We start from the raw sequence: 23,178 nt of genomic DNA, 5'->3' as shown, positions 1-23,178 counted from the left end.
CCCCCTTATTTTTTAAGCTCTAGGATAAAAGTATGCACTTCCTCGCCCACGCGCACAAAAAGCTTTAGCTCCCCTGTCTTTAGAGTAGAGGGCGCATAGAGTATAAATCCACCCTTTGGCGGACTTTTTGGCTCGAGTGTATTCTTTTGTAGCATACTTGAAACAATGATTGACCTTTTTAACTGCTGGGCATCAAGCTCAATTTGTCGGCGCATTCGCTCACGCGCGGAAAAAATCATTTCATCATAAATATAGAATCCAGTAAAATATCCCCGATAAATGAGCGGTATCCCCATAGGTTGGCTTTGTACAGGAACGGGAGGCACAAAAAGATGATAAGATTCTATAATGTAGCCAAAATCAAAATTAGCACTTTTAACCTCTTTATCGCTTAATGTCGCGACAAGCTTATCATTTTGATAAAGCGACACACTCTCCCTATCAAACATCACATTGCGACTAGAGAGATTAAGGGCTGAAACAAAAAGTGCCAATGGAGCAGTATTTACCCCGCCGACAATCTGCTGCCCTACCTCAAGGCGCACCTTGCTTTGTGATTTTACAGAATCCACAATCTGCACACCCTCGTTATACAGCGACACATTAGCTACTTCTAGCTTATAACTCGCACAAGCGGCAAAAAAGCACATAGACATAAAGCCAAGAATAGAATAAATACTTACGCTATGCCTCATACTAATGCCTTGAAGATCTAATCATTCTCCTTGCTTTTTGCCCCACCGATACAAAGCAAAATCACAGAAAATAAATTCGCAACCACAGCACCTATCACAAGTGAAGTGGCAATCTCAATCTCGCCAAAAATTTGCAAAAATATAAAAGCCGGTATCAAATGAAAATCAGCTACGAGGGAACTTGCGAGAAGTTCAGGTGCAAGGGAGCTTTTCACGCCTATGCGCAAAGTCGTGGCGATAAAATTAATCGCAGTAGCAATAAAAAGTATAATAATATTGCTTTCAAACAAAAACCCCAATGTGAAAGTCAAACTCATCAAACTAAAAAATACAAATAATACTCTACCCCAATCCATTGCCTACTCCTTATAATGTTCCTTGCTCATACATTGCACGCAAACGTTTCTTTTCCTCTTGCCTTTTGAGTTTCTTGCTCTCTTTTTTGTAATATTCATCAAGGCTAAAGCCAAAGAGCAAGGCGAGACGAGGTGCTACAAACATTGAACTACAAGTCGCAGCAATCACGCCAACAAGCATAGGAAACGAGAATCCTATAATAATCTCCCCACCAAAAAGATAAAGTGTAAGCACCACAAAAAACACCGTGAGCGAAGTGAGAATTGTGCGTGAAAGCGTGCAAGAAACCGCTTCATTTATCACATATCGCATATCTTTTTGTCGCCTACTCATCATCTGTTCTCTAATTCTATCAAAAATAATAATCGTATCATTGATAGAATAGCCAATAATCGTAAGGAGCGCGGCTAAAACATCAAGATTAAAATCTATTCCGGCAAGTATTACTGCACCAGAAACGATAATCACATCGTGCATAAGTGCTAAAACTCCAGCGAGAGAAAAGCGCCATTCATAGCGAAACGAAATATAAATCATCATCGCGCTAAGGGCAAATATAAGCGCAATAATACCATTTTGCTTCAACTCATCACCCACTTTTGGACCTACCGAATCCATTCTACGCAGCTCAAAGCTGCCACTAGATTCTAAAAGTTTAAGAATATCTTGCGCTATATCCTCATCAACATTTGTGGGAATATATGGAATCTTCAAAAGCACTTCTTCTTTTGAGCCAAACTCGCTTACCTGTGTGTTTTTAAATCTCTCATCTTGTGCTAAAAGTGCGCGAATCTGCGCTAATGGTGCGGCTTCCTTGTATTGTAGCTGCACCACAGACCCCCCAGCAAAGTCAATCCCTAGATTAAATCCTTTCACTGCTAAAAGTGCGAATGAAGCGATGATAAGCACTATAGATATTGCTAATCCATAGGAGCTATACTTCACAAAGTCATACACTCTAACTTTTTTTAGAATCTCCATTACCTTGCCCCCTTTAGCGCTTTCGCTTGTTTTGGCTGTGAATCTTGCAATGCTGTATTTTGGGGAGATTCTAATTTTATACCAAACCACAAAGAAATATTTCCACTCTTACTTATACGCGAAACAATCACCTGATAAATGCCGTGTGTACCAATAATCGCCGTTAATATTGAGGCACTAATACCAATTCCCATAGTAATGGCAAAGCCCCTAATTGCACCAGAACCAAAAGCATAAAGCAAAACTGCAGCAATGAGTGTGGTAAGATTAGAATCAAAAATTGCCCTTGAAGCATTTGCATAGCCCACCTCTATGGATTTTGCTATACTTAATCCCTCTCGCAGAGCCTCACGGATTCTCTCATTAATGATAATATTCGCATCAACTGCCATACCAACGGTGAGCACAATTCCAGCCATACCCGGTAAAGTCAAAGTCGCGCCAAAAAATGCCATAACCGCCACGATAAGCACAATATTGACAAAAAGTGCAATGATGGCAATCACACCAGCAAGTGAATAATACATTATCATAAAAATAATCACAAGCAAAAAGCCGCTCACTAGCGCGATAAGCGAGGCTTTTATGGAATCTTCTCCAAGACTTGGTCCCACGCTGCGCTTTTCTAGCACCTCCATAGGCGCGGGTAATGCCCCGCTTTTTAGGGCGATGGCTAAATCGCTTGCCTCTTCTACACTAAATCCACCACTGATTTGCCCACTCCCACCGCCGATTCTTTCTCTTATCACAGGCGCGGAATACACTTTGCCATCAAGCACGATCGCCATACGCTTACCAACATTTGTGCTAGAAAAATCGCCAAAGATTTTTGCCCCTTTCGCGTCAAGACTAAAACTCACGATTGGCTGATTGTTTTGGTCAAAAGCGGCTCGTGCATCTGTAAGCATTTCGCCATCAAGAATAGGCACGGCTTTAAGTAAAATGACCTGCTGTGATTGCATCTTTTTCGCACGGATTTCCTGTTCAAGTGAAGTGATTTTATCCTCTAACTGCTGATATTGCGTAGATTCAGGCTTTAGATTTTTTACATCTTCTTTCAATGTAGAGAGGTTTTTTTCAAGACTTTGTAATTCTCTTGAGCTCACAAAAGGCAAAATAATATCATTATATTTTTGCGCCTCAAGCTCACTCATTGTGCTAACGCGCGCATTACGCTCCTCATCAACTGCCATCATCTGCAAATGCGCAGGCTTTGCGATGAGGTCTCGCGCTCTTTGCTCCTCTTGCAATGTCTTAATGCCCGGCAACTGCACGAGGATATTATCTACTCCTTGCTGCGTAACGCTCGGTTCACTTAAGCCAAATTCATCAAGTCTATTTCGTATTGTGTCAATGGCTTGTTTTAGCGCATTTTCCTTAACTTCCTCTTCATATTCTTGTGTGAAACTAAGGGTATATGTGCCATTACTCTCACTTATGCGTAGTCCGTTGATACCTGATAGAATCTTATTGAGTTTATTTTTTTCATCACTATCGAAAAGCTCAAAACTCACGTCGTGCTCGGTCGCTTTAAGATTATCGATAAGAATCTTCTCACGTTTAGTATCAAAACTAATTTGTGAGGCAAGAGATGAAAGCCGCGCCCTTATCGCTTCCTCTGTCTTTACACCCAAAAGTAAATTCAAACCACCTTGCAAATCAAGCCCGAGTGAGATTTTACGCCCACCCATATCGGTAAAAGAAGGCAGACTAAGAGCAATGCCAAGCACACTGGCGATAATGAGCACCCATAGCCTATAATTGAGGCTTTTGGTTGGGGTGGGTTTGATGTGTTGCTTTGCCATTTTAAGATAATATCACTTATTCTTGTGCGAGATCATTTTCATCGAGTTTATAGGCAATAAACTCTCGCGAAAGGCGCACAATTGTATCATCATTTAAACGCACACTAAAAAAAGTCTTTTCGGGCTTTACAATTTCTACAATAAGACCACCGGTTGTGATAATCTTATCGCCCTTTTGCAATGCATCAATCATCGCTTGATGTTTTTTACGCTTCACATTCGCTGGACGAATGAGAAGTAGATAAAAAATCGCAATAAAAAATACAATAGGAAGTAATGACATCATCACTTCTTGTGCTCCACCTTGCCCTTGCATAGTAATCCTTTATGTTAAAATAAGCGCGGATTCTATCTTAGAATAGTTAAGATTTAGCTTTGCTGATTTGATGATTAATAATCAAATACAACGAGCCAAGAATCCCTGCAATACTTGAAGCAAGCAAAATCGCTACCTTTGATACATCAGCAGAATGCACATTATCAAAGGCAAGATTTGATACAAACATCGACATCGTAAATCCAATACCAGCCAACATTCCCGCACCAAATATATGACTCCAAGTTACGCCTTCAGGACGAGCAGCAATTTTGAATTTCTCACACAAAAATGTGAGTCCCAAGATTCCCACAGGTTTGCCTACTACAAGCCCAAGCATAATACCAAGCATAATATTGTCAATATTGAAATTTACCTCCGCACTCACATCTACGCCAGCATTTGCAAAGGCAAAAAGCGGCATAATGATGAAAGCACACAAAGGTTGCAGGGCGTGCTCTAGGCGCAGAAGCGGATTTTGCACCTTACTAAAGTCCTGTCCTGCCTTATTAATGGCACTCATCTGCTCTGCATCAAGCAAAATATTTTTGCGCTCCTTATCTTTACTCTCAAAAATTGTTATCATCTGCTGCACGACCTCAACAAATTCCTTGCTCTCAATCTTTGGCTTCACCGGGATACAAAATGCCAATATCACAGCGGCGATAGTCGCGTGAATCCCCCCGTGATGCACGCAAAACCACAGCAAAATACCTATACCGATATATACGCCCAAATGGCGCACACCAGAATAATTCATAAAACCCAATATGCCAACAATCCCTACTCCAGCGAGCAAAAACGATAAATGCAATCCTTCGGGCGATGGATAAAAAATTGCAATTACAGCAATCGCGCCCAAGTCATCAGCCACAGCGAGAGTTACGAGAAATACTTTTAGAGCCAAAGGCACTCTTTTTCCAAGCAATAAAATCACACCCAGAGCAAAGGCAATATCCGTTGCCATTGGGATTCCAAAGCCGTGATATGAGGGAGTATTCATATTGAGCGCATAATAAATCACGCCCGGGACAATCATACCACCAATAGCACCAATAACCGGAAAAGCCGCCTTTTGAAAGCCTGACAAATCCCCAAAGAGTAATTCGCGCTTAATCTCAAGCCCCACCATAAGGAAAAAAATCGACATCAACACATCATTAATCCAATCGTGTATGCTAAATCCATAGAATCCCCCAGCAAAGCTAAAGCCAAAGGGTTGCTCCCAAAATTCCTTATAAATATGCGATAATGGTGAGTTTGCGACTATCATTGCGCTCACTGCACAAAAAAAGAGAAAAATCCCACTAAAAGATTCTGCGCGGATAAAGCTATTGAGGGCATACGAGACTTTGTTTACTCTATTTTTCATTTCTACTCCTTTTTGTAAAATTAGATAATGCTCTGCATATCCTTGAGCTTTTGAATTTCATCTTGCACTTTTTGATGCTCGTCTTGTACACTAATATTTTCTGCCTGCTTTTTCTGCTTAGATGTGCTCAAATACACTGCTAAAAGCCCAAGCACGACCGCAATAGAACTCGCAATAAGAATAGAAATCTTAGACATATCAACACTTATCACATCATCTTTATACGCTAAGTTTGCCACAAAAATAGACATTGTAAATCCAATCCCAGAAATCACACCCACAGAGAATATATGTGCGTAATTCAAATCCTTAGGACGCGTAGCAAGATTCAGTTTTTCGCCCAAAAAGCAAAACAAAAGCACACCAATAGGCTTACCTACTACTAAACCCAAAGTCGTGCCAAGCATAACGCTATTAAGATCAACTCCACCATTGATAGCCACACCAGCATTTGCAAAGGCAAAAAGCGGAACAATAAAATACGCACATAATGGCTGCAAAGCTATTTCAAGACGTATAAGAGGATTCTGCGCGTAGCGTGAATAAGTCCCTATGGTATCGAGCATATGGACGAGTTGAGAAGTCTTTGCCATATCAATCTTTTTTTCCACATCTTGCGCACTCGACATAAAATTTTTGATATTTTTTATACTACCCTTCCAAAAGCTCGTTTTTTCAACATCTTTCGCGTGTATCACATCATTCCAATCGTTTGTTACGACTTTCATATGATCAAACTCTTTTAGCATATTGATAAAATATCGCTTATTCACGCGTGTGCGCCCGGGGATAGCCATAGCGAGAATAACTGCTGCTATGGTTACGTGAATCCCGCTGTGATACACACAAATCCACAGCAAAATACCCACCAAAACATACAAAGAGATGTATTTTGTATCACGATAATTGAGGTAGATAAGCAGCGCAATCAACACGAGCGAAGCATAAATCCACTCCATATTGATAGAATCAGAATAAAAAATTGCAATTACAGAAATCGCGCCCAAGTCATCAGCCACAGCGAGAGTTACGAGAAAAATCTTTAGAATCTTAGGTACTCTATCACCAAGGAGCATAATCAGCCCCAGTGCAAAGGCGGTATCTGTGCTCATTGCCACACCAAAGCCATTTTGATACGCCGTGCCCATATTAAAGTATAGATAAATCATTACAGGGCAAATAATCCCCCCAAACGCCGCGAGGAAAGAGAAGCTCACTTTTTTGAATCCTGCAAGTTCTCCATAAAGCATTTCACGTTTCATTTCTAAGCCCACTAATAAAAAGAAAAACGACATTAACACATCATTGATAAACTCCTGCAAACTCATCTTTAACGTGGAATCACTAAAAAACACGCCGAGTTCGCTATGAAAAAATGAAAAATATATCTCCGCATAAGAGGAGTTTGCAACAAGCATAGCCGCTATCACACAAAAGGCGAGTAAGATTCCACCAAAAGATTCGTGTGTAATAAAGCGATTTAAGCCTTCTTGCAATTTATCTTTGACATAGGAATGTCGGCTCGGTGTGATTGCCGCTTCAATAGCCATCTTAAAAACTCCTTTTTATAACATAGACTTGATTTTTTTGTGAGCGGGTTAAAATCGCGCATTATACTGACAAAATGTTACAATTAAGTAAGTGCATTTAAGAAGCTAATTCTCTCTTTTATGCGACATATTTGTGTGAGATAAATCATCTAGCAAGACAAAAATTGTATGTTTTTAGAATCTACCTTTTCAAAATCAAAAAAATCTTTATGCGATACAGAAATCCAAAACTTATGACAAGTGTAAATATTTAAATCTTTAAAAAACTAGACTTTCTCTCCCAAACTTACCTCAAGAATCTGCTCGTCCTGCTTTTTTAGCGGATAAATAATAAAACCGCGAATTTTTTTGCTCTCGCCATAAAACGAATCTAAAAATCGCATATAGTTTCTTACCTGCGCTTCTTGCGCTTCTTGCTCCCTTGTGCCACTTTTGTAATCAAGCACGAAACATTCTTTCTCATCTTGCAATAGCGCGTCTATGCGATACAGGCAGGACTGCACGATATATCCCACTTCGCACAGAATCTTCTTATTCTTCATAAGTGCAGCAAAGCGAGGATTATTGATACACGCAAAAACTATGTTTATTACCTCTTTGATATGCTCCCTATCTAGCCCAAAACCATAGCGATTAAACAAAATATGCCCAATATCCTCCCTATCTAGCCCAAAACTAAAATACAACTCAAACGCGCTGTGGATAGCCTCTCCAAAATGGATATTGTGCCATTTTGCAGATTCAAGAACACTACTATGCCGCTCTTGCCTGATAAAGTCATTTTGTCGCCCAAAGTGTTGCATAGATTGAAGCACATTAATGGGTTTAGACATCTGCAAATCCTGCTGAAAAGAAGCCTCAAAACGAGGAAGTGCGTCTATCTCTTCGCTTAGATTCAAAATCTCAAACTCGCTTGATTTTTCTTTTCTTATCACGCTTAAACCATATCGTGCGCGGGTAAAAGCCACATAAAGCACATTATATTTTTCTTGCTCGTATCGCTTTTTATGCTCCTGCAATGCCTTGTTATATTCTTCATCAAAGCTTTCACGCGCCTTGCTTTTATAATATACGCGAGAGATGTTGAGCTTGTCATACTCGTATATAAATTTATCCATATCACCTTTAGTGCCACCGATTCTATCACACACAATAAGATATTCAAACTCCAAACCTTTTGACTTATGAATCGTCATAATTTTTACACCCTTGTTGCTTTGGGCAGGAGCATTGCATTGGGCTTTAGATTCTAAATCCAGCACTTCATTAATACTCTTACATTCACTTGCTAATTCCAAAAAGCGTAGGGATACGCTATTTGCGATGTTAAAAGTCTCAATCATAGAAAGGACGACATTAGCGGGAGATGAGGCAATATCTATAGCACTAATCCTTGCTACTACCTCGGCAGATTCTATATAAGCCCTACCCCACAATTTGCCTATCTGTTTTTCATATAATCGCAGAGCATTACTTATCTCACACATATCTGCGCTCGTTTTGGTATTTTTAGAATCCTTATTAGAGTTTTTAGAATCCGCTTGCAATTTTAGAAGACTGATATATCTCAAAGCATTGAGGATTAATACCACCTCTTTTTTGGCAAAAAGCGAGGAACTCGCCTCTGTAACGATACTTATATGCGGATTTTGCTCGTTTATATAGTCTTTAAGCAATGTAGCGTCATTGTTTTTAAACACTAAAATCGCAATTTGATTTTCATCTGCACCATTTTGCACTAACGCTTCTAGCTCGGTATAGACTTGTGCGCCTAAAGATTCAGAATCTTGCACGGCTTTAAGAACGCGCACATATCCACCCTGTGCATTCTCATCGGGGCTTTTACTCGGTATATAATCCTTGTAACATTCTTTAAACAAGCGATTATTAAATTCAATCACGCGCGGTTTTGAGCGGAAATTATAGGGGAGATTCTCTTGTGTTAAACCTTTCGTAGCCTCCTTAAATACCGCAGAAAAGCTCCCACGAAATCCATAAATACTTTGCTTCTCATCGCCCACGACAAAAAGGCTTTTTTCATCAATTTTTTTGCGCGAATCACCTGATTTTATTTCATCAATAATTGGCTTTAGAATCTGAAATTGCATAATACTCGTATCTTGAAACTCATCAAGCAAAATATGTGTGATTTTATCATCAAGGCGAAAGTAGAAAAAATCTCTATCAATATTACGCATAAAAAGTTCATAATTCTTAAGCGTTACATCATTATAATCCAAAAAGCTTTGGGAGCGAATTTGAGCCTGTTTAGACTTATCATAGCGCACAATATAGTTTTTAATCAAACTCAATACTTCTTGTTCTTTCTTTACATAATAAATTTTGATAAGGCTTAGAATCTCATTGCGCGTTTGGTCTAAAGTATCTAGTTTATAGTTTTTTAGCTCATTATGTGTGCTCCATTTAAGAAGATAACTCGAGCTTTGGGCGATACTCTGCGCGGTGATTTTTTGCGCAAAGTATGTTTTTGCGCGTTTGGTCTCGCTCATAATTGAATCTATATGTTCATAAATGCGATTCATTCTCTCCTTGATTGCACTATCAATGTCCTCATAGCTTAAGTTTATAGATTCTAAATCCTCCCCCAGCGCGTGTTTTACATCCCTTGCTGGAAAGGCACAAAGTGAGGATAAAAATCTCAAAAAATCCATTATTTTTATGCGATTAAAAAAGCAAAATCGCACAATTTTATCCATATCCTCCGTGCTAAAAGAGCCTAAAAAGCGTTCATTTATCGCCCCTAAATCCACATTGCCAATCTCAAAATACGCCGATACACCCACATACCAACAAAATTTTTTAAGCACATTATGAAAAAACGCATCAATAGTCGTAATACGCGGATTAGTCTGCATAAACTCCGCATAAATTTTATTGATATTTTGACTAATAAACTGATAACTTAGCCCCCTTTTCTCGCATAAATCCTGATAGATAATGTTATTTTGGTAAGTATTATCCGCAATTGATTGTTTAAGTGAGCGCAAATACTCGTAGATTCTGTGTCGCATTTCATTTGAAGCTTTCTTGGTAAAAGTAAGGGTAAGAATCTGATGAGGATTTGCCCCGCAAAAAAGTAGATAGATAAAGCGCAGAGCAAGGTTAAAGGTCTTGCCACTCCCTGCTGAAGCCTTGAGGGCTAGAAATTGTGCTTGTGCGAGTTTGGTTTGGTCTTGCTTTATTTGTGTATGTTGCACTCTCTTATCCTTTGTAAGCTTTGTGAGGGGTAATTATATCTTAAAGAAAGCAGTGAGAAGCATAAGATTCTACAAAAACCAAACCTTGATTGCACTTTACTAAACTTTTATGATACAATAACGCTTAAATTTATTTTTATACAATCTATGAGGAGCTATATATGTCAAAAAGTCTTTATGATACACTCGAAATTAATGAAAATGCCTCAAGCGAGGAGATTAAAAAAGCTTATCGCAAACTTGCGCGCAAATATCACCCAGATATCAATAAAGAGCCGGGTGCAGAGGAAAAGTTTAAAGAAGTCAATGCTGCCTATGAAGTGCTAAGCGATGAAAATAAAAAAGCGCAATACGACCGCTTTGGCGATGCGATGTTTGGCGGACAAAATTTCCACGATTTCTCACGCGCTCAAGGTGCAAATGTCAATTTTGATGATTTAATATCTTCAATCTTTGGTATGGGTGGCTTTAGCAAAGGCAATGGAGGCGCATTCAACTTTGGCAACTTTGGTTTTGGCAGTGGAGGCGGTGATGACTTTGGATTTAGCACACCAAGCCTTGATTTGCAGGATAATATCAAGATTCCATTTGAGAGTGCCGCACTCGGCGGAAGTTACCACTACAATGGGCGTAGTGGTAACTTTGATATAAAAATCCCTGTGGGGATAAAAGATGGCGAGACTATCCGCCTCAAAGGCAAGGGAAATTCACACAATGGACGCAGCGGAGACTTACTCCTTAAGGTGCAAGTCGCTTCATCACAAGAATACACGCGCGATGAAGATGATTTGTATAAGAATCTTGATGTGCCGCTTGTTGTGGCACTTTTTGGTGGTAAAATCACTCTACCTACGCTCTATGGCGACATAACACTTACCATTCCAGCAAATACCAAAAACAACCAAAAATTTCGCATTAAAGGTAAGGGTATCAAAAATCGCAAAACAAGCATTCTAGGGGATTTATATGTGAAGGCAAATATCATTTTACCTCACACAGACAGCCTTAGCCAAGAATTACAGACAATGCTAAAACAACAACTTACATAAGGAGGGCATATGTATAGCTATGATGAGCCGGTTTATCTTATTAGCGTGGTGGCAAAGATTCTAGAGATTCACCCACAAACACTAAGACAATATGAAAAGGAAGGACTTATTCAGCCCGGGCGGACTGATGGCAAAATGCGCCTTTATTCCCAACGCGATATTGATAAAATCAAGACGATTTTAAAACTCACGCGTGATATGGGTGTGAATCTCGCAGGAGTAGATATTATCTTGCGACTTAAAGAACGACTTGATGAGCTTGATAAAATGACCGGCGACTTACGCGAGGACCTCGCCAAACATCAAGGTAGAAGCAATGTTTTGCAAACTTACCAAAGCTCGTATGAAATCATTTTATTTCAAAAAAAATAAAGTTGTCTCTTGTTAAATCTCGCTTCTTTACTCCGCCCTACTGCACTAGAGGATTTTATCGCACAGGAGCATATCCTCTCGCCTCAAAGCACTCTTTTAAAAATGCTAAAAAATAATGCCTTGGCACATTGCTTTTTTTATGGACCACCCGGCGTGGGTAAAACCACACTCGCCCAAATTATCGCGGAGACACTCAACAAACCATTTGCTTCCTATAATGCAACTTCCTTTAAAATCGAGGAGTTGCGCCAATTTGTTAAAGGCTATGAGGGAAGTCTGTATCAGCCACTTGTCTTTATTGATGAAGTGCATCGCCTCAACCGCGCACAGCAAGAGGTATTACTGCCGATTATGGAATCTTATAGTGCCATTGTCTGTGGCGCAAGCACCTACAATCCCTTTATCTCCCTTACAAATGCCATTCGTTCGCGGAGCTTTCTTTTTGAGCTTAAGCCCCTCACAAATCAAAGTTTAAACAAGATTCTAACCCGCGCACTAGCATATATAGAATCTCATCTTTGCATAAAGGTGCAAATCACGCAAGAAGCACAAACTTATCTCATCACTTCAAGTGCAGGGGACGCGAGGGCATTATTAAATCTCCTTGATGCGGGAATTTCCACGGGAGAGGATGAGATTACACTCGAGCTACTCCAATCCCTGCGTCCTTTTGCTCTGCATGATGGTGCGAGTGAGGCAGAGAGTCATTATAGCCTTATTAGTGCGCTTATCAAGTCCATACGCGGAAGTGATATAGAGGCGAGTATCTACTATTTGGCGCGACTTGTGAGCGCGAATGAAAATCCCGAGTTTATCGCGAGACGGCTTGTGATTCTTGCGAGTGAAGATATTGGTAATGCAAACCCAAATGCACTGAATCTCGCTACAAGCACATTACTAGCAGTGGGGAAAATCGGCTATCCTGAATCTCGCATTATCCTCTCTCAATGTGTGATTTACCTCGCAAGTTCACCCAAAAGCAATACTGCCTACAAGGCGATTAACCAAGCAATGGAAGCAATCAAAAATGGGCTTATACTCGAAGTGCCAGAAAATATTATGCCCCATTCTACAAATTATCTCTATCCGCACGAGTTTGGGGGCTATGTCGAGCAAAACTATTTGAGCGAGGAGCTCAAAGATATACATTTTGTAGAAACTACCACTAAGGGCTTTGAAAAGACTTTGAATGAGTGGCACACAAAAATCACACAAAAAGACAAGCAAGATATGGATAAAACAGATGAAAATTAAATTTTATCTTATAAGTCTTGCATTGTGGATTCTAAACGCTTATGGGGCAGGGATTGATGTGAATCCTGATAAGCGTGGGTGGCACATCGAGCTAAAACGCATTTCGACAAATATCAGCTCCGCTTCGATAAAAGGGCAAGACCAATATGTAGATTTTTCCGATAGTCGCGTAAGCGGGGATTCTCAATTCATTGCGCAAGGGCATTTTGACTTGGGGCTTGACTTTTACGCGCCGCGCTATGTCGTGTTTAACTCCGCTCTTGCAGAATATGGACGCACAATCCTTATACGTGATGATGTACACATTAATAACACCACCCTTGATAGAATCCTCATCTCCACAGACTATACGCACAGGATTTGGTATGTTCCCACATTTGCCGGGGGCTTTGAAATAGGTCCATTTGTGAAGGCAAACTATCAAAGTGGATTCCAAAATAGACGACAAATTGTGAGGTTTAATACAGGAATGAAGCTCTTTGATGGCGTGTATTTGAAAGATTTACATATCAATGCTTTTAGCGAGAGAGACTTTGCTATAAGCACTGCGAGTGAGAATTACGGCTGGGAGGGTGGTATAACATTAGAGTATAAATTCAATACAAATTCAAAGTTTTACTACTTTACAAACCTGCGACATTATCTTTATAGCTCCGCGCCGGAGACCTACAATCCGCTCTATCAGCTCGAGGTAGAAATACGCCTTGATACCAATCTCTACAAAAAGCTATCAATCGCTCCATATGTGAAATACTACGCGCTACAGGGGCGACATATCAGGGAAAAAGGGAGTAATCTTTTTATAGGATTCTCACTCGCTTTTGGATATGTATTTTTAGACGCGACAAAAAAACAAAATTCTTATTCTAACTAATGAAACAGCACTTTAAACCCACCCTAAAGCCACTTTGATTGCGGACAAGTTGTGAATTTGTGATTTGGAATCTGCACAGATAGAATCCACACGATTTGTTAATCCAAACTCACCATATTCACAAGGCTCAATTCTATATTTTTGTCAATTATTCATAAACTTTGTGCGAGTTTGGATTGTTATGATAAGCGCATATTACTTTTAACCATGCTGTTTGCTCAAATATTTTAAACGATAACCTTTGATTTTTTCTCTTGCAAAATTTTGCATATCTGCCGCTGCATCAAATTCATCGATAATCTCCTCGCCCAAAAGCGTTTCAATCACATCTTCAAGTGTTACCACACCTACGAGTTGCCCATAAGTATCTTGCACGACAAAAAAACGTTCATTCTTGCGTCTAAAGAGATTAAGCAGATATAAAACCGATATATCAAATGGAATCGTATGCACCGGACGCATCAATTCAGAGATTTTTTTATCTTTTTCTTTTCTTATCCCTTCTTCTAAAATATCTGTCGCAGAGACAATACCGATAATATTATCGAGACTCTCCCCATAAATGGGAATAGTCGAGTGATGGTAGATCCCATCAAGCTCCAACGCATCGCCCACCTCAATATCGTTTTGCAAGGCAAAAACAACACTGCGAGGCGTGAGTATATCAAAGGCTTGATATTTTTTAAGCTCAAAGAGATTTTCAATAATCTTTTGCTCTTGCATACTGATTGAACCGCCCTTATAGCCTATCTGACTAGCGGCTAGAATCTCCTCGCGACTTATAGGATTGCTATTTTTCTTTGGCTTGACAAAGCGCGTAATAAACTTCGACACCCACACAAAAGGATAGGTGATTTTAAGTAGATAGTGAATACCTAGGGTAACAGTAGGTGCGAAGCTTTTCCAATAAGTCGCACCGAGCGTCTTGGGGAAAATCTCGCACGCATAAATCAGCACAATCGTAAGTAGCATTGCCCCATAGGTTTGCCACTCTAAACCAAAAATGCGTGCCACCTCAATACCTACACCAGTAGAAGTCGCAGTAACACCAAAAGTATTCAGCACCAAAATTGCACCCTCCGCGTCATCGATATTATTTTTCAAATATCTTAAATAACCGCCAATTTTTGGGTTTTTCTTTTCGTAGCTTTTCACAAATGATGGTGTGATAGATAAAAAAACAGATTCCATAATCGAGCAGACAAAACACACGACAATGGCGATTGTGCAGTATAAAATAAGCAATCCCATTGCTAATCCTTTTGTGCGAGGCTAAATTTTATATCTTTAGAATCTAGCTCTCTTTCTGTATTTTCCATTGCGCCTATATCATTAGTTTCTGTGTAATCCGCATCTTTAGTCATTATCTCAAAATTTTCAATGCTCGTTTCTACATTTTTAGAATCTAGCGGCACATTTTCTGCAACACCTTGTGTTTCACTTTGCTGCTCTGGCACATACACCACACCAAGGGTTGCACTTATCACATCATCGAGACTTACGATACCCACTAGATTCTTCTTCTTATCAATAACTACAAACAAATGTTCTTTTTTATTAATAAACAGCTTGAGTAAGTCAAACAGGGTAAGATTCATATCCACAAATGCAACCTCACTCGCAAAATGCTTAAGGGGTTTTTTCTTTTTTTTATCAAGCATTGCCTGTAAAATCTTTTTGCGATATATGAGGGAGCAGATATTGCCCTCTGCACCTCTATACAATGGAATCCTCGAGTATTTATGATCCCTTATAGCTTTATTTGCCTCTTTGATACTCATCTCCTCATTAAGCGCAAAAATGCGCTCTTTTGGCGTCATAATATCTTGCACACTGAGGGATTTTTGCTCAATGAGACTTTCTAGTATATCACCTTCAAGCTCATTTATCGAGCCACTCTTTTCCCCAAGCTCCATTACTGCTAAGACTTCATCGCGACTCATTTGATTTGTGGCGTTATTTCTAAAAAGGTGAGTGATAATGCGCGAGACATACACCAGTGGAAGGGTAATCATATACAGCACCATAATCGCATAAGATGCGGGAAGGATAAGACTTTTCCAATAAGTTGCACCAATCGTCTTAGGCACGATCTCGGAAATATACAGAATGCTAATAGTCATTACAAATGCAACCACGCCCTGCCAAGTCTCGCCAAAGATTTTTACTGCCTGTGCACCCACACCAGCCGCACCCACCGTGTTTGCAAAAAGATTTACAATAAGGATTGCGCCAATAGCGTTGTCTATATTTGCCTTGAGATAGCGCAGAATCCTGCCACCTTTTGGGTGAATCTTAGGATAACTCTCCATAAATGGCGGCGTAACTGAAAAAAGCACCGCCTCTAACACCGAACACACAAAAGAAATGCAAATAGCAAATAAAAAATAAGTGATAAGTAAACCCATAAAGTTTCTATATCCTGTTGTTAGAGTTGTAGAAAGCAAAATAAGTCGTGTATTATAGCATAATGTATAAAATATTTGCGGTTTTTCTTTGGTTTGTGTCGTGAATATGAGAAAAAATAATGCGTAAGTTTAAATTTTATTAAGAGGATAAAGACACTCTAAAAGAGTTTTTAATATTTTAAAGTATGTGTAGCGGGTGTTTAAAATATTTGAAATCAAAGTAAAATCTCTCACTTTAATTTCAAATGCGAAATGACTTTGATTTTATGCAAGGGGTTACCTTTGCACACTTTAAAAAATATCTTTTATCTATATTATCTGTGCGACCTCAAAACATTTCGTCTTTTTCAGCAAAAATCGTATTTGGTGTAATTTGAAAAACAATTATTGACAATTCAAACACTCTATATCTCTATTCATTACTTCTTCTGTCTCTGGACTTTGGGAACGTAAATAGTATGTGCTTTTTAGCCCGAGCTTCCACGCAAGCATATATACCTCGTGCAACATCTTACCACTTGCCTTATCAATGCGCACAAAGATATTTGTGCTTTGCCCCTGATCTATCCACTTTTGCCTTACCGCCGCAGCCTTGATGATAAGACTTTGGTCTAAATCATATGCTGATACATAATATTCCCAAGTGTTAAGATTCAAATGTGGCACAATAACCGGAATCTGCCCACTTAAGTTGTCTTCATACCATTTTTTACGATAAATAGGCTCGATAGTTTGTGTCGTGCCTACCAAAATACTAATCGAGCTTGTCGGAGCAATCGCCATCAAATAACCATTACGGATACCTTGTGTTTTTACCTTTGTCCGCAATGCCTCCCAATCGCACTGATCCTGTGTAAAGAGACTTTTATTAACAAGCTTAAGAGCTTCTTTGTTTGCAAGGTCAATAGGGAAAATCCCCTTACTCCAATTACTACCGCTAAAATAAGGATATACGCCCTTTTCTTTAGCAAGATTCGCACTTGCACTAATTGCATTAAAACTAATAAGCTCCATAATCTCATCGATTTTAGCCAAATGCTTCCCACTTCCCCACTCTATGCCCGCACGCGCTAGCATTTCTGCCTCACCCATCACACCAAGTCCTATGGCACGATTTTTTTGATTGGTAACTTTGACTTTGCGGTTAGGATAGAAATTCAAATCAATAACATTATCAAGCATTCTTATCGCTATGGGTAACACACGCTCAATATCCTCTTTTGTATTAATTTTGCTAAGATTCACACTTGCAAGATTACATACTGCTGTTTCGCCACTTTGAGCCACACGTGCGCTCATAAAGACTTTTTTACCATTTATAGAATCTACACTTGTAATCTTGTTTGCCTTTTTTCTCACGCCACTATCTATTGTAATCTCTTCATTTTCTTCAAATGTATTCTTTGAGCCATCTTCAAACTCCACCTCTATCACATAATGATTTGGGCTTGTGTTTTGGAAAATCTCCGTGCAGAGATTAGAGCTTCTAATAATCCCTGAATGTGCGTTTGGATTAGCACGATTTGCATTATCTTTAAAGCATAAAAATGGCAATCCAGATTCAAAATAATTCGTTAGAATCTTCTTCCATAACTCCTTCGCTAAAACGCGCGATTTCAGCAAGGATTCTGTATTTTCGTATTCAATATATTTTTTCTCAAATGCCTCGCCATACAACTCTGTGAGATCTGCACATTGATATGGGTCAAAAAGCGTCCAGTATTCATTCGCCTCTACACGCTTCATAAATAAATCACAAATCCACAAAGCAGGGAATAAATCGTGGGCACGTCTGCGCTCCTCTCCGCTATTTTTGCGTAGGTTGATAAAATCGTGTACATCATTATGCCAAATCTCTAGATACGTAGCTATCGCACCCTTTCTTGTGCCTAATTGATCCACAGCAATGGCAACATCATTGGCAATTTTAAGAAAAGGCACAACGCCACCAGCAGCATTTTTATGTCCATCGATAAAGCTTCCAAGCCCTCTTACACGACTAAAATCCCAGCCAATACCACCACCATATTTACTCAAAAGTGCCATTTCCTTATATGCGTCGAAAATACCCTCGATATTATCAGGTGTGCTACCTACAAAACAAGAACTTAGTTGATGTCGCGTAGTGCGAGCATTTGCGAGCGTAGGAGTAGCACAAATTACCTCAAATGAGGAAATCATATCATAAAACTTCACTGCCCATTCATCACGATTGTTTTCGTTCTGTGCCAAAAACATAGCAATAGCCATAAACATATGCTGGGGTAATTCAATAGGTTGATTATTGACATCTTTGAGTAAATATCTATCATAAAGTGTCTTTATACCCAAATAATTAAACTGCAAATCGCGCTCTGCCTTAATGTGAGAATCTAAAAAATCCAAATCATACTTTTCTTTTAACCCACGCACGAGCTTTCCCTCTTTCTCACCTAATGCAAAATACTCTTCGAGTTTCTTATACCCAGTCCAACCTGTTACCTTATGATAGAGATCATACAAAAACAAGCGCGCTGCTACAAAAGTCCAATTTGGCTTATCCACATCAATTTTATCCACAGCAGTCTTTATTAAAGCTTGCTGTATCTCTTCTGTTGTAATCCCATCTCTAAAATGAAGTTTCGCATCAAGCTCCAATTCACTTTGGCTTACACCCTCTAAGCCCTCTACTGCTGCAAATGTATGCTTTTGAATCTTTGTAATATCAAGTGGTTCAATGCGCCCATTTCTTTTAGTAACTTTAATTGTATCTAGCATATAAACTCTCCCTTATTTGTATTCCACCAACTCATCAAGCGAGATTCTAAAACGTGGCTGCTGCTCCTTGCCACGATAGCCAAAACACACGATGAGCGCGACTTGTTCTTTAAAAGGATCTAGCCCATAGAGTTCCTCTACCTTGCACTTTTCAAAGCCCTCAATATAGCAAGTATCAATCTTTAAATAACTCGCATAAGCCACCATATATGTCGCCATAATATAGGCTTGAAGCGCGCTCCAATGGGCGATTTTATCATCTACAAACCCACGCGCTTGCAAATGTCCGCCCAAACGATTGCAAAATACATCATAACCACTCAAATCCATTTTGCGCCGCAAAGTATTTTGCTTAGCATATTCGCTTGGTGGCACTAAATCGCTTTGCAAAGTCTTAAAAACTACCACTTCACTCGCACTTGTGATTTGCACCTGATTCCAGCACAATGGACGCAAAGCCGCCTTTGCCTCATCACTACGCAATACCAAAAGTCGTGTAGGCTCCATACCAAAGGAGCTTGGAGCAAGTCGCCCTACTTCTAAAATTTCCTCAAAAGTCTCTTTTGGAATCTTTTTGGTTTCATCAAAAAGCTTACAAGCGTGGCGAAAATGCACAGATTCTAAAAACTTATTCATAACTCCTCCTTATGATTAATGAAATAAAAAGGCTTTAGCCCTACTTACTCACCGCCTGTGGCTGCTACTTCGCCTTTGCCCTTTTTCTTTGGTTTGGCTCTAAAATCTTCTTTCTGATTCTAATATTTTGGGGCGTAACCTCCAAAATCTCATCATCTTCAAGCCACTCTAATGCGCGCTCTAGCGTTAATTCTCTTGGTGGCACAAGCTTAATCGCCTCATCAGCCCCGCTACTACGCATATTTGTCAAATGCTTTGCCTTAATAGGATTCACATCTAAATCATTATCCCTACTATGTTCGCCTATCACCATTCCCACATATACCTTTGTTTGTGGTGCGATAAACAACACGCCACGTTCTTGGATATTAAAGAGTGAAAATCCTGTCGCCTCGCCATTTTCCATAGAGATAAGTGCCCCATTTTTGCGCGATTCTACATTGCCGCTAAATGGGCGAAACTCCAAAAAGCTATGATTCATCACACCCTCGCCCTTTGTGTCAGTCAAAAACTCGCTACGATACCCAATAAGCCCACGAGCTGGAATCTCAAATTCTAATCTCGTGTAGCCATCGCTCATAGGATTCATCGCTTTCATTTCTGCCTTGCGTTTGCCTAGCTTCTCAATAATGCTTCCGCTAAAATCCTGCGGTGTATCAATGACTAAATGTTCAAATGGCTCACATTTCACGCCATCAATCTCTTTTACAATCACTTCGGGGCGAGAAATACTAAACTCAAAGCCCTCACGCCTTAGATTCTCTGCCAAAATAGTGATTTGCAGCTCCCCGCGTCCGCTTACTTTAAACTTACCCTCACCCATTTCCTCACAGCGCATTGCGATGTTGGTTTGCATTTCTTTTAAAAGCCTATCTTTAATTTTATTTGCCGTTACGTGTTTGCCCTCTAACCCCGCCAATGGGCTATCATTCACCGCAAAATACACGCTCATTGTCGGCTCTTCTAAGTGCATAGGATCAAGGGGCATAGGATTATTAGGACATACGATAGAATCCCCAACATCTACGGCATTAAAACCTGCAATCGCCACAATATCCCCCGCTTCAGCAGATTCTATCTCTGTGCGTGCTAGTCCCATAAAACCGATGAGTTTGCTAATGCGCCCTGTTTCCTTTTCGCCATCGCTTTTAGCAAGCATTACATTTTCGCCCTTTTTCACGCGTCCATTAAACACACGTGCGATACCAATTTTTCCCACATAATTATCATAATCGAGTGTGAAAACCTGCATTTGCAGCGGATTCTCACTTGAGCCACTTGGCAATGGCACATATTCTAAAATCGCCTCAAAAAGCGGTTCAAGGCTCTTTTTCTCATCATTTAAATCTTTTATCGCATAGCCATCACGAGCTGCTGCATAAATCACAGGAAAATCAAGCTGTTCATCACTCGCTTCCATTGATACAAACAAATCAAACACTTCATCTACCACCCTATCAGGCTCGGCAGCGGGTTTATCGATTTTATTCACCACCACAATGGGGCGGATTCCAAAGCCTAGAGCTTTTTTGACAACAAATTTTGTCTGCGGCATAACGCCCTCTTGCGCATCAACAAGCAATAACACGCCATCAACCATTTTAAGCACCCGCTCAACTTCCCCGCCAAAATCAGCGTGTCCGGGCGTGTCAATAATATTAATTTTCGTGCCTTTGTAGGTAATGGCAGTATTTTTTGAAAGGATTGTGATGCCTCTTTCTCGCTCCAAATCGTTACTATCCATTACGCGTTCATCAATTTGCTCTCTCTCGCCAAAAGTGCCAGATTGTGTCAAAAGTCCATCAACTAAAGTTGTTTTGCCGTGATCTACGTGGGCAATCACAGCAATGTTTCTAATATTTTGCATTGAATCTCTCTGCTTTCATAAAAGGATTTGTGGAATAAAAGCGCGAATAATATCTATTTTTTTTAAATCAATGTTTTAAAAGAATCTTACGCGAAACTTAATTTACATTTTGTGCAACACTAATGGCGCAAGATTTGCACACACTCCTTAATCGCGCCCACAAGATATTCTATATCAGCCACACTATGCGTATAGTGGAGACTTACGCGAAGCCACATCGGCTTCTTGCTCAAAGAGCCTTCAGGTATAAGATAATGCCCATAAGGACCAGCACAGCTACAACCCGCACGTGTTTGGATTCCATATTTTTTACTCAAAAGTGCACATAAATCAAGTGGAGAAATCGAGCCTACATTAAAGCTTACTATGCCTAATCGCTCGAGTGATAAATCCCCATAAATGCTTACCGCAGGTATTTTGGCTAGTTCATACAAAAACACTTCTTTAAGAATCCTCTCTCGCCTTTTAATGAAACTAAGCCCCGCTTCATTGCGTAATTGATATGCTAATGCCGCATAGAGTAGCCCGAGTATATGTGGCGTGCCTACCTCCTCACGCATCGCCACATCATCGATAAAAGAATGGGTAAAGTCGTTTGCATACTCAATCACACCCCCACCACAAAAGCTCGGTGGCAAGGTGCTATCAAGCAGACTTTTGCGTATAGCGAGTATTCCACAAGACCCCACACCGCCCAAAAGTTTATGAGGCGCGAGAAATACTACATCAAAGAGATGTGAATCTACATTCATATATGCTGATGAACTTGCCATATCAAGCGCGATAATCGCCCCATACTCACGCAGGAGTTTCACACAAGATTCTAAAGGTGTGAGAATCCCTGTAACATTGGAGGCAACACTCAAACTCGCAATAATCCTTTTACCCTTAAGATTCTGTAATATCCGCGCTAAATCACTCACATCAGGTAACCCTTGTTTATTAAAGGCGATTTTATGAATATGGCACAGCCCCTCTTTGTAGCTAATCTCATTAGAATGATGTTCAAATCCACTCATAATGATATGCGGGAGATTGATCGCATTCGTGCGTAAGTCATACTCTTTGAGCTCTGTGAGGAGCGGGAGTGCAGAGAATGTACGAGATTCTGTAACTTTTTTAGAATCTTGTCTATTTATAGATTCACAATCTCGCACATTAGAATCTACCTTATTTACCTTACTACGAGAGTTTTTAGCATTTTTAGAATCTATATTTTCACTCATAAGCAAAGGGTGCAGGCTTAAAAGGCTTTGAGGTGGCACATAAATCCCCATAATCTCTTGAAATTTTTTAATGCCAAAACTCGCCCCACTCCCTCCGCTAATAAGCACAAAATCATTCTCTAATGCCAAACTAGAGGCAATACGTTTCTTTGCCTCCTTACAGAGTGCGCTCATAAATGCCGCGTGAGAGGAGATATAAGAATGCGTATTTGCATAATAGGGTAAAATAGATTCTATACGCTTTTGAATCGCCTTATACGCAAGACCCGAAGCCGTAAAGTCAAAATAATATTGCTTTGGTGCGAGGATTGTATGTGCTCGGAGTGCGCTAAAGGCGTCATCGCTATGAAGCAATGGTGCAAAAAAACGTGCAATTTTTTTTTCATTGTTTGTTAGATTTTTAAGTGGGAGCATTCTTTTCCTCCTTGAAAATGTTGTTAC

18 protein-coding genes are annotated in these 23,178 nt (G+C 39.9%); 4 read left to right on the top strand and 14 right to left on the bottom strand.

Translation table 11 applies throughout. The annotated features are described in order from the left end of the window. Positions 1–5: 5 nt before the first annotated feature. The 8 genes from LS67_RS04170 to LS67_RS04135 all read right to left on the bottom strand — a co-directional run bounded on the left by LS67_RS04170 (position 6) and on the right by LS67_RS04135 (position 10,294). Complete coding sequence (locus tag LS67_RS04170; RefSeq protein ID WP_034325796.1) at positions 6–695, bottom strand: hypothetical protein; 690 nt, start codon at positions 693–695, stop codon at positions 6–8. 17 nt (positions 696–712) lie between these two features. Continuing rightward, positions 713–1,051, bottom strand: coding sequence for a DUF6394 family protein (locus tag LS67_RS04165; RefSeq protein ID WP_034325797.1), 339 nt, complete (start codon positions 1,049–1,051; stop codon positions 713–715). A gap of 10 nt (positions 1,052–1,061) precedes the next feature. Further along, the gene (gene secF, locus LS67_RS04160) at positions 1,062–2,033 is read right to left on the bottom strand and encodes a protein translocase subunit SecF (protein WP_034325798.1); all 972 of its coding nucleotides are present in this window, start codon (positions 2,031–2,033) and stop codon (positions 1,062–1,064) included. Continuing rightward, entirely contained in the window at positions 2,033–3,724 is a 1,692-nt protein-coding gene (gene secD, locus LS67_RS04155; RefSeq protein WP_407081056.1) for a protein translocase subunit SecD, read from the bottom strand. Before secD ends, secF begins: the two co-directional genes overlap by 1 nt. A 130-nt stretch (positions 3,725–3,854) precedes the next feature. Further along, entirely contained in the window at positions 3,855–4,154 is a 300-nt protein-coding gene (gene yajC, locus LS67_RS04150) for a preprotein translocase subunit YajC (protein ID WP_034325801.1), read from the bottom strand. Positions 4,155–4,200: 46 nt separating this feature from the next. After that, positions 4,201–5,526 (bottom strand): sodium/proton antiporter NhaA, encoded by a 1,326-nt coding sequence (gene nhaA / locus LS67_RS04145; RefSeq protein WP_034325802.1) that lies wholly within the window; start codon positions 5,524–5,526, stop codon positions 4,201–4,203. A gap of 20 nt (positions 5,527–5,546) precedes the next feature. Further along, on the bottom strand, positions 5,547–7,076 hold the full coding sequence (gene nhaA, locus LS67_RS04140; protein ID WP_034325804.1) for a Na+/H+ antiporter NhaA: 1,530 nt from the start codon (positions 7,074–7,076) through the stop codon (positions 5,547–5,549). 266 nt (positions 7,077–7,342) lie between these two features. Further along, positions 7,343–10,294 carry a RecB-like helicase gene (locus LS67_RS04135; RefSeq protein ID WP_236096341.1) on the bottom strand — a complete coding sequence of 984 codons (2,952 nt, stop codon included), beginning with the start codon at positions 10,292–10,294 and terminating at the stop codon, positions 7,343–7,345. A gap of 161 nt (positions 10,295–10,455) precedes the next feature. Here LS67_RS04135 and LS67_RS04130 point away from each other — a divergent pair, with 161 nt between their 5' ends. From LS67_RS04130 to LS67_RS04115, 4 genes are read left to right on the top strand one after another with little or no spacing between them, the layout of a single operon-like run. Next, the gene (locus LS67_RS04130; RefSeq protein ID WP_034325805.1) at positions 10,456–11,343 is read left to right on the top strand and encodes a DnaJ family protein; all 888 of its coding nucleotides are present in this window, start codon (positions 10,456–10,458) and stop codon (positions 11,341–11,343) included. 9 nt (positions 11,344–11,352) lie between these two features. Beyond that, positions 11,353–11,715: a heat shock protein transcriptional repressor HspR gene (locus tag LS67_RS04125; RefSeq protein WP_034325806.1), complete on the top strand. Its 363-nt coding sequence runs from the start codon at positions 11,353–11,355 to the stop codon at positions 11,713–11,715. A gap of 9 nt (positions 11,716–11,724) precedes the next feature. After that, the gene (locus LS67_RS04120) at positions 11,725–12,969 is read left to right on the top strand and encodes a replication-associated recombination protein A (protein ID WP_034325807.1); all 1,245 of its coding nucleotides are present in this window, start codon (positions 11,725–11,727) and stop codon (positions 12,967–12,969) included. Continuing rightward, positions 12,959–13,843, top strand: coding sequence for a hypothetical protein (locus LS67_RS04115; RefSeq protein WP_052082144.1), 885 nt, complete (start codon positions 12,959–12,961; stop codon positions 13,841–13,843). Before LS67_RS04120 ends, LS67_RS04115 begins: the two co-directional genes overlap by 11 nt. A 201-nt stretch (positions 13,844–14,044) precedes the next feature. On the opposite strand, the gene LS67_RS04110 is transcribed toward LS67_RS04115, so the two are convergent. From LS67_RS04110 to LS67_RS04085, 6 genes are all read right to left on the bottom strand, one after another. Further along, a complete protein-coding gene (locus LS67_RS04110; RefSeq protein WP_034325809.1) occupies positions 14,045–15,094 on the bottom strand; it encodes a CNNM domain-containing protein in 1,050 nt (349 codons plus the stop codon). A gap of 2 nt (positions 15,095–15,096) precedes the next feature. Next, the gene (locus LS67_RS04105; protein WP_052099817.1) at positions 15,097–16,251 is read right to left on the bottom strand and encodes a CNNM domain-containing protein; all 1,155 of its coding nucleotides are present in this window, start codon (positions 16,249–16,251) and stop codon (positions 15,097–15,099) included. A gap of 384 nt (positions 16,252–16,635) precedes the next feature. After that, on the bottom strand, positions 16,636–19,008 hold the full coding sequence (locus tag LS67_RS04100; RefSeq protein ID WP_034325811.1) for a ribonucleoside-diphosphate reductase subunit alpha: 2,373 nt from the start codon (positions 19,006–19,008) through the stop codon (positions 16,636–16,638). A 12-nt stretch (positions 19,009–19,020) separates the two neighbouring features. Then, on the bottom strand, positions 19,021–19,644 hold the full coding sequence (locus LS67_RS04095) for an NAD(P)H-dependent oxidoreductase (RefSeq protein ID WP_034325813.1): 624 nt from the start codon (positions 19,642–19,644) through the stop codon (positions 19,021–19,023). A gap of 64 nt (positions 19,645–19,708) precedes the next feature. Then, positions 19,709–21,511: a translational GTPase TypA gene (typA, locus tag LS67_RS04090; protein ID WP_034325814.1), complete on the bottom strand. Its 1,803-nt coding sequence runs from the start codon at positions 21,509–21,511 to the stop codon at positions 19,709–19,711. A gap of 119 nt (positions 21,512–21,630) precedes the next feature. Beyond that, entirely contained in the window at positions 21,631–23,151 is a 1,521-nt protein-coding gene (locus tag LS67_RS04085; protein WP_034325815.1) for an aminotransferase class V-fold PLP-dependent enzyme, read from the bottom strand. Positions 23,152–23,178 lie beyond the last annotated feature (27 nt).

The organism is Helicobacter sp. MIT 03-1616, from assembly GCF_000765685.2.
GTDB classification, from domain to species: Bacteria; Campylobacterota; Campylobacteria; order Campylobacterales; family Helicobacteraceae; genus Helicobacter_C; species Helicobacter_C typhlonius.
This window is presented reverse-complemented; position numbering and strand designations above follow the sequence as displayed.

Bases quoted from the DNA above. Each gene is read 5' to 3' on its own strand.
- LS67_RS04115 (WP_052082144.1), top strand. From the start codon at position 12,959: ATGAAAATTAAATTTTATCTTATAAGTCTTGCATTGTGGATTCTAAAC.
- LS67_RS04095 (WP_034325813.1), bottom strand. From the start codon at position 19,644: ATGAATAAGTTTTTAGAATCTGTGCATTTTCGCCACGCTTGTAAGCTT.
- LS67_RS04125 (WP_034325806.1), top strand. From the start codon at position 11,353: ATGTATAGCTATGATGAGCCGGTTTATCTTATTAGCGTGGTGGCAAAG.
- LS67_RS04165 (WP_034325797.1), bottom strand. From the start codon at position 1,051: ATGGATTGGGGTAGAGTATTATTTGTATTTTTTAGTTTGATGAGTTTG.
- LS67_RS04110 (WP_034325809.1), bottom strand. From the start codon at position 15,094: ATGGGATTGCTTATTTTATACTGCACAATCGCCATTGTCGTGTGTTTT.
- LS67_RS04085 (WP_034325815.1), bottom strand. From the start codon at position 23,151: ATGCTCCCACTTAAAAATCTAACAAACAATGAAAAAAAAATTGCACGT.
- LS67_RS04130 (WP_034325805.1), top strand. From the start codon at position 10,456: ATGTCAAAAAGTCTTTATGATACACTCGAAATTAATGAAAATGCCTCA.
- nhaA (WP_034325802.1), bottom strand. From the start codon at position 5,526: ATGAAAAATAGAGTAAACAAAGTCTCGTATGCCCTCAATAGCTTTATC.
- LS67_RS04170 (WP_034325796.1), bottom strand. From the start codon at position 695: ATGAGGCATAGCGTAAGTATTTATTCTATTCTTGGCTTTATGTCTATG.
- typA (WP_034325814.1), bottom strand. From the start codon at position 21,511: ATGCAAAATATTAGAAACATTGCTGTGATTGCCCACGTAGATCACGGC.
- nhaA (WP_034325804.1), bottom strand. From the start codon at position 7,076: ATGGCTATTGAAGCGGCAATCACACCGAGCCGACATTCCTATGTCAAA.
- secF (WP_034325798.1), bottom strand. From the start codon at position 2,033: ATGGAGATTCTAAAAAAAGTTAGAGTGTATGACTTTGTGAAGTATAGC.
- LS67_RS04100 (WP_034325811.1), bottom strand. From the start codon at position 19,008: ATGCTAGATACAATTAAAGTTACTAAAAGAAATGGGCGCATTGAACCA.
- LS67_RS04105 (WP_052099817.1), bottom strand. From the start codon at position 16,251: ATGGGTTTACTTATCACTTATTTTTTATTTGCTATTTGCATTTCTTTT.
- secD (WP_407081056.1), bottom strand. From the start codon at position 3,724: ATGGGTGGGCGTAAAATCTCACTCGGGCTTGATTTGCAAGGTGGTTTG.
- yajC (WP_034325801.1), bottom strand. From the start codon at position 4,154: ATGCAAGGGCAAGGTGGAGCACAAGAAGTGATGATGTCATTACTTCCT.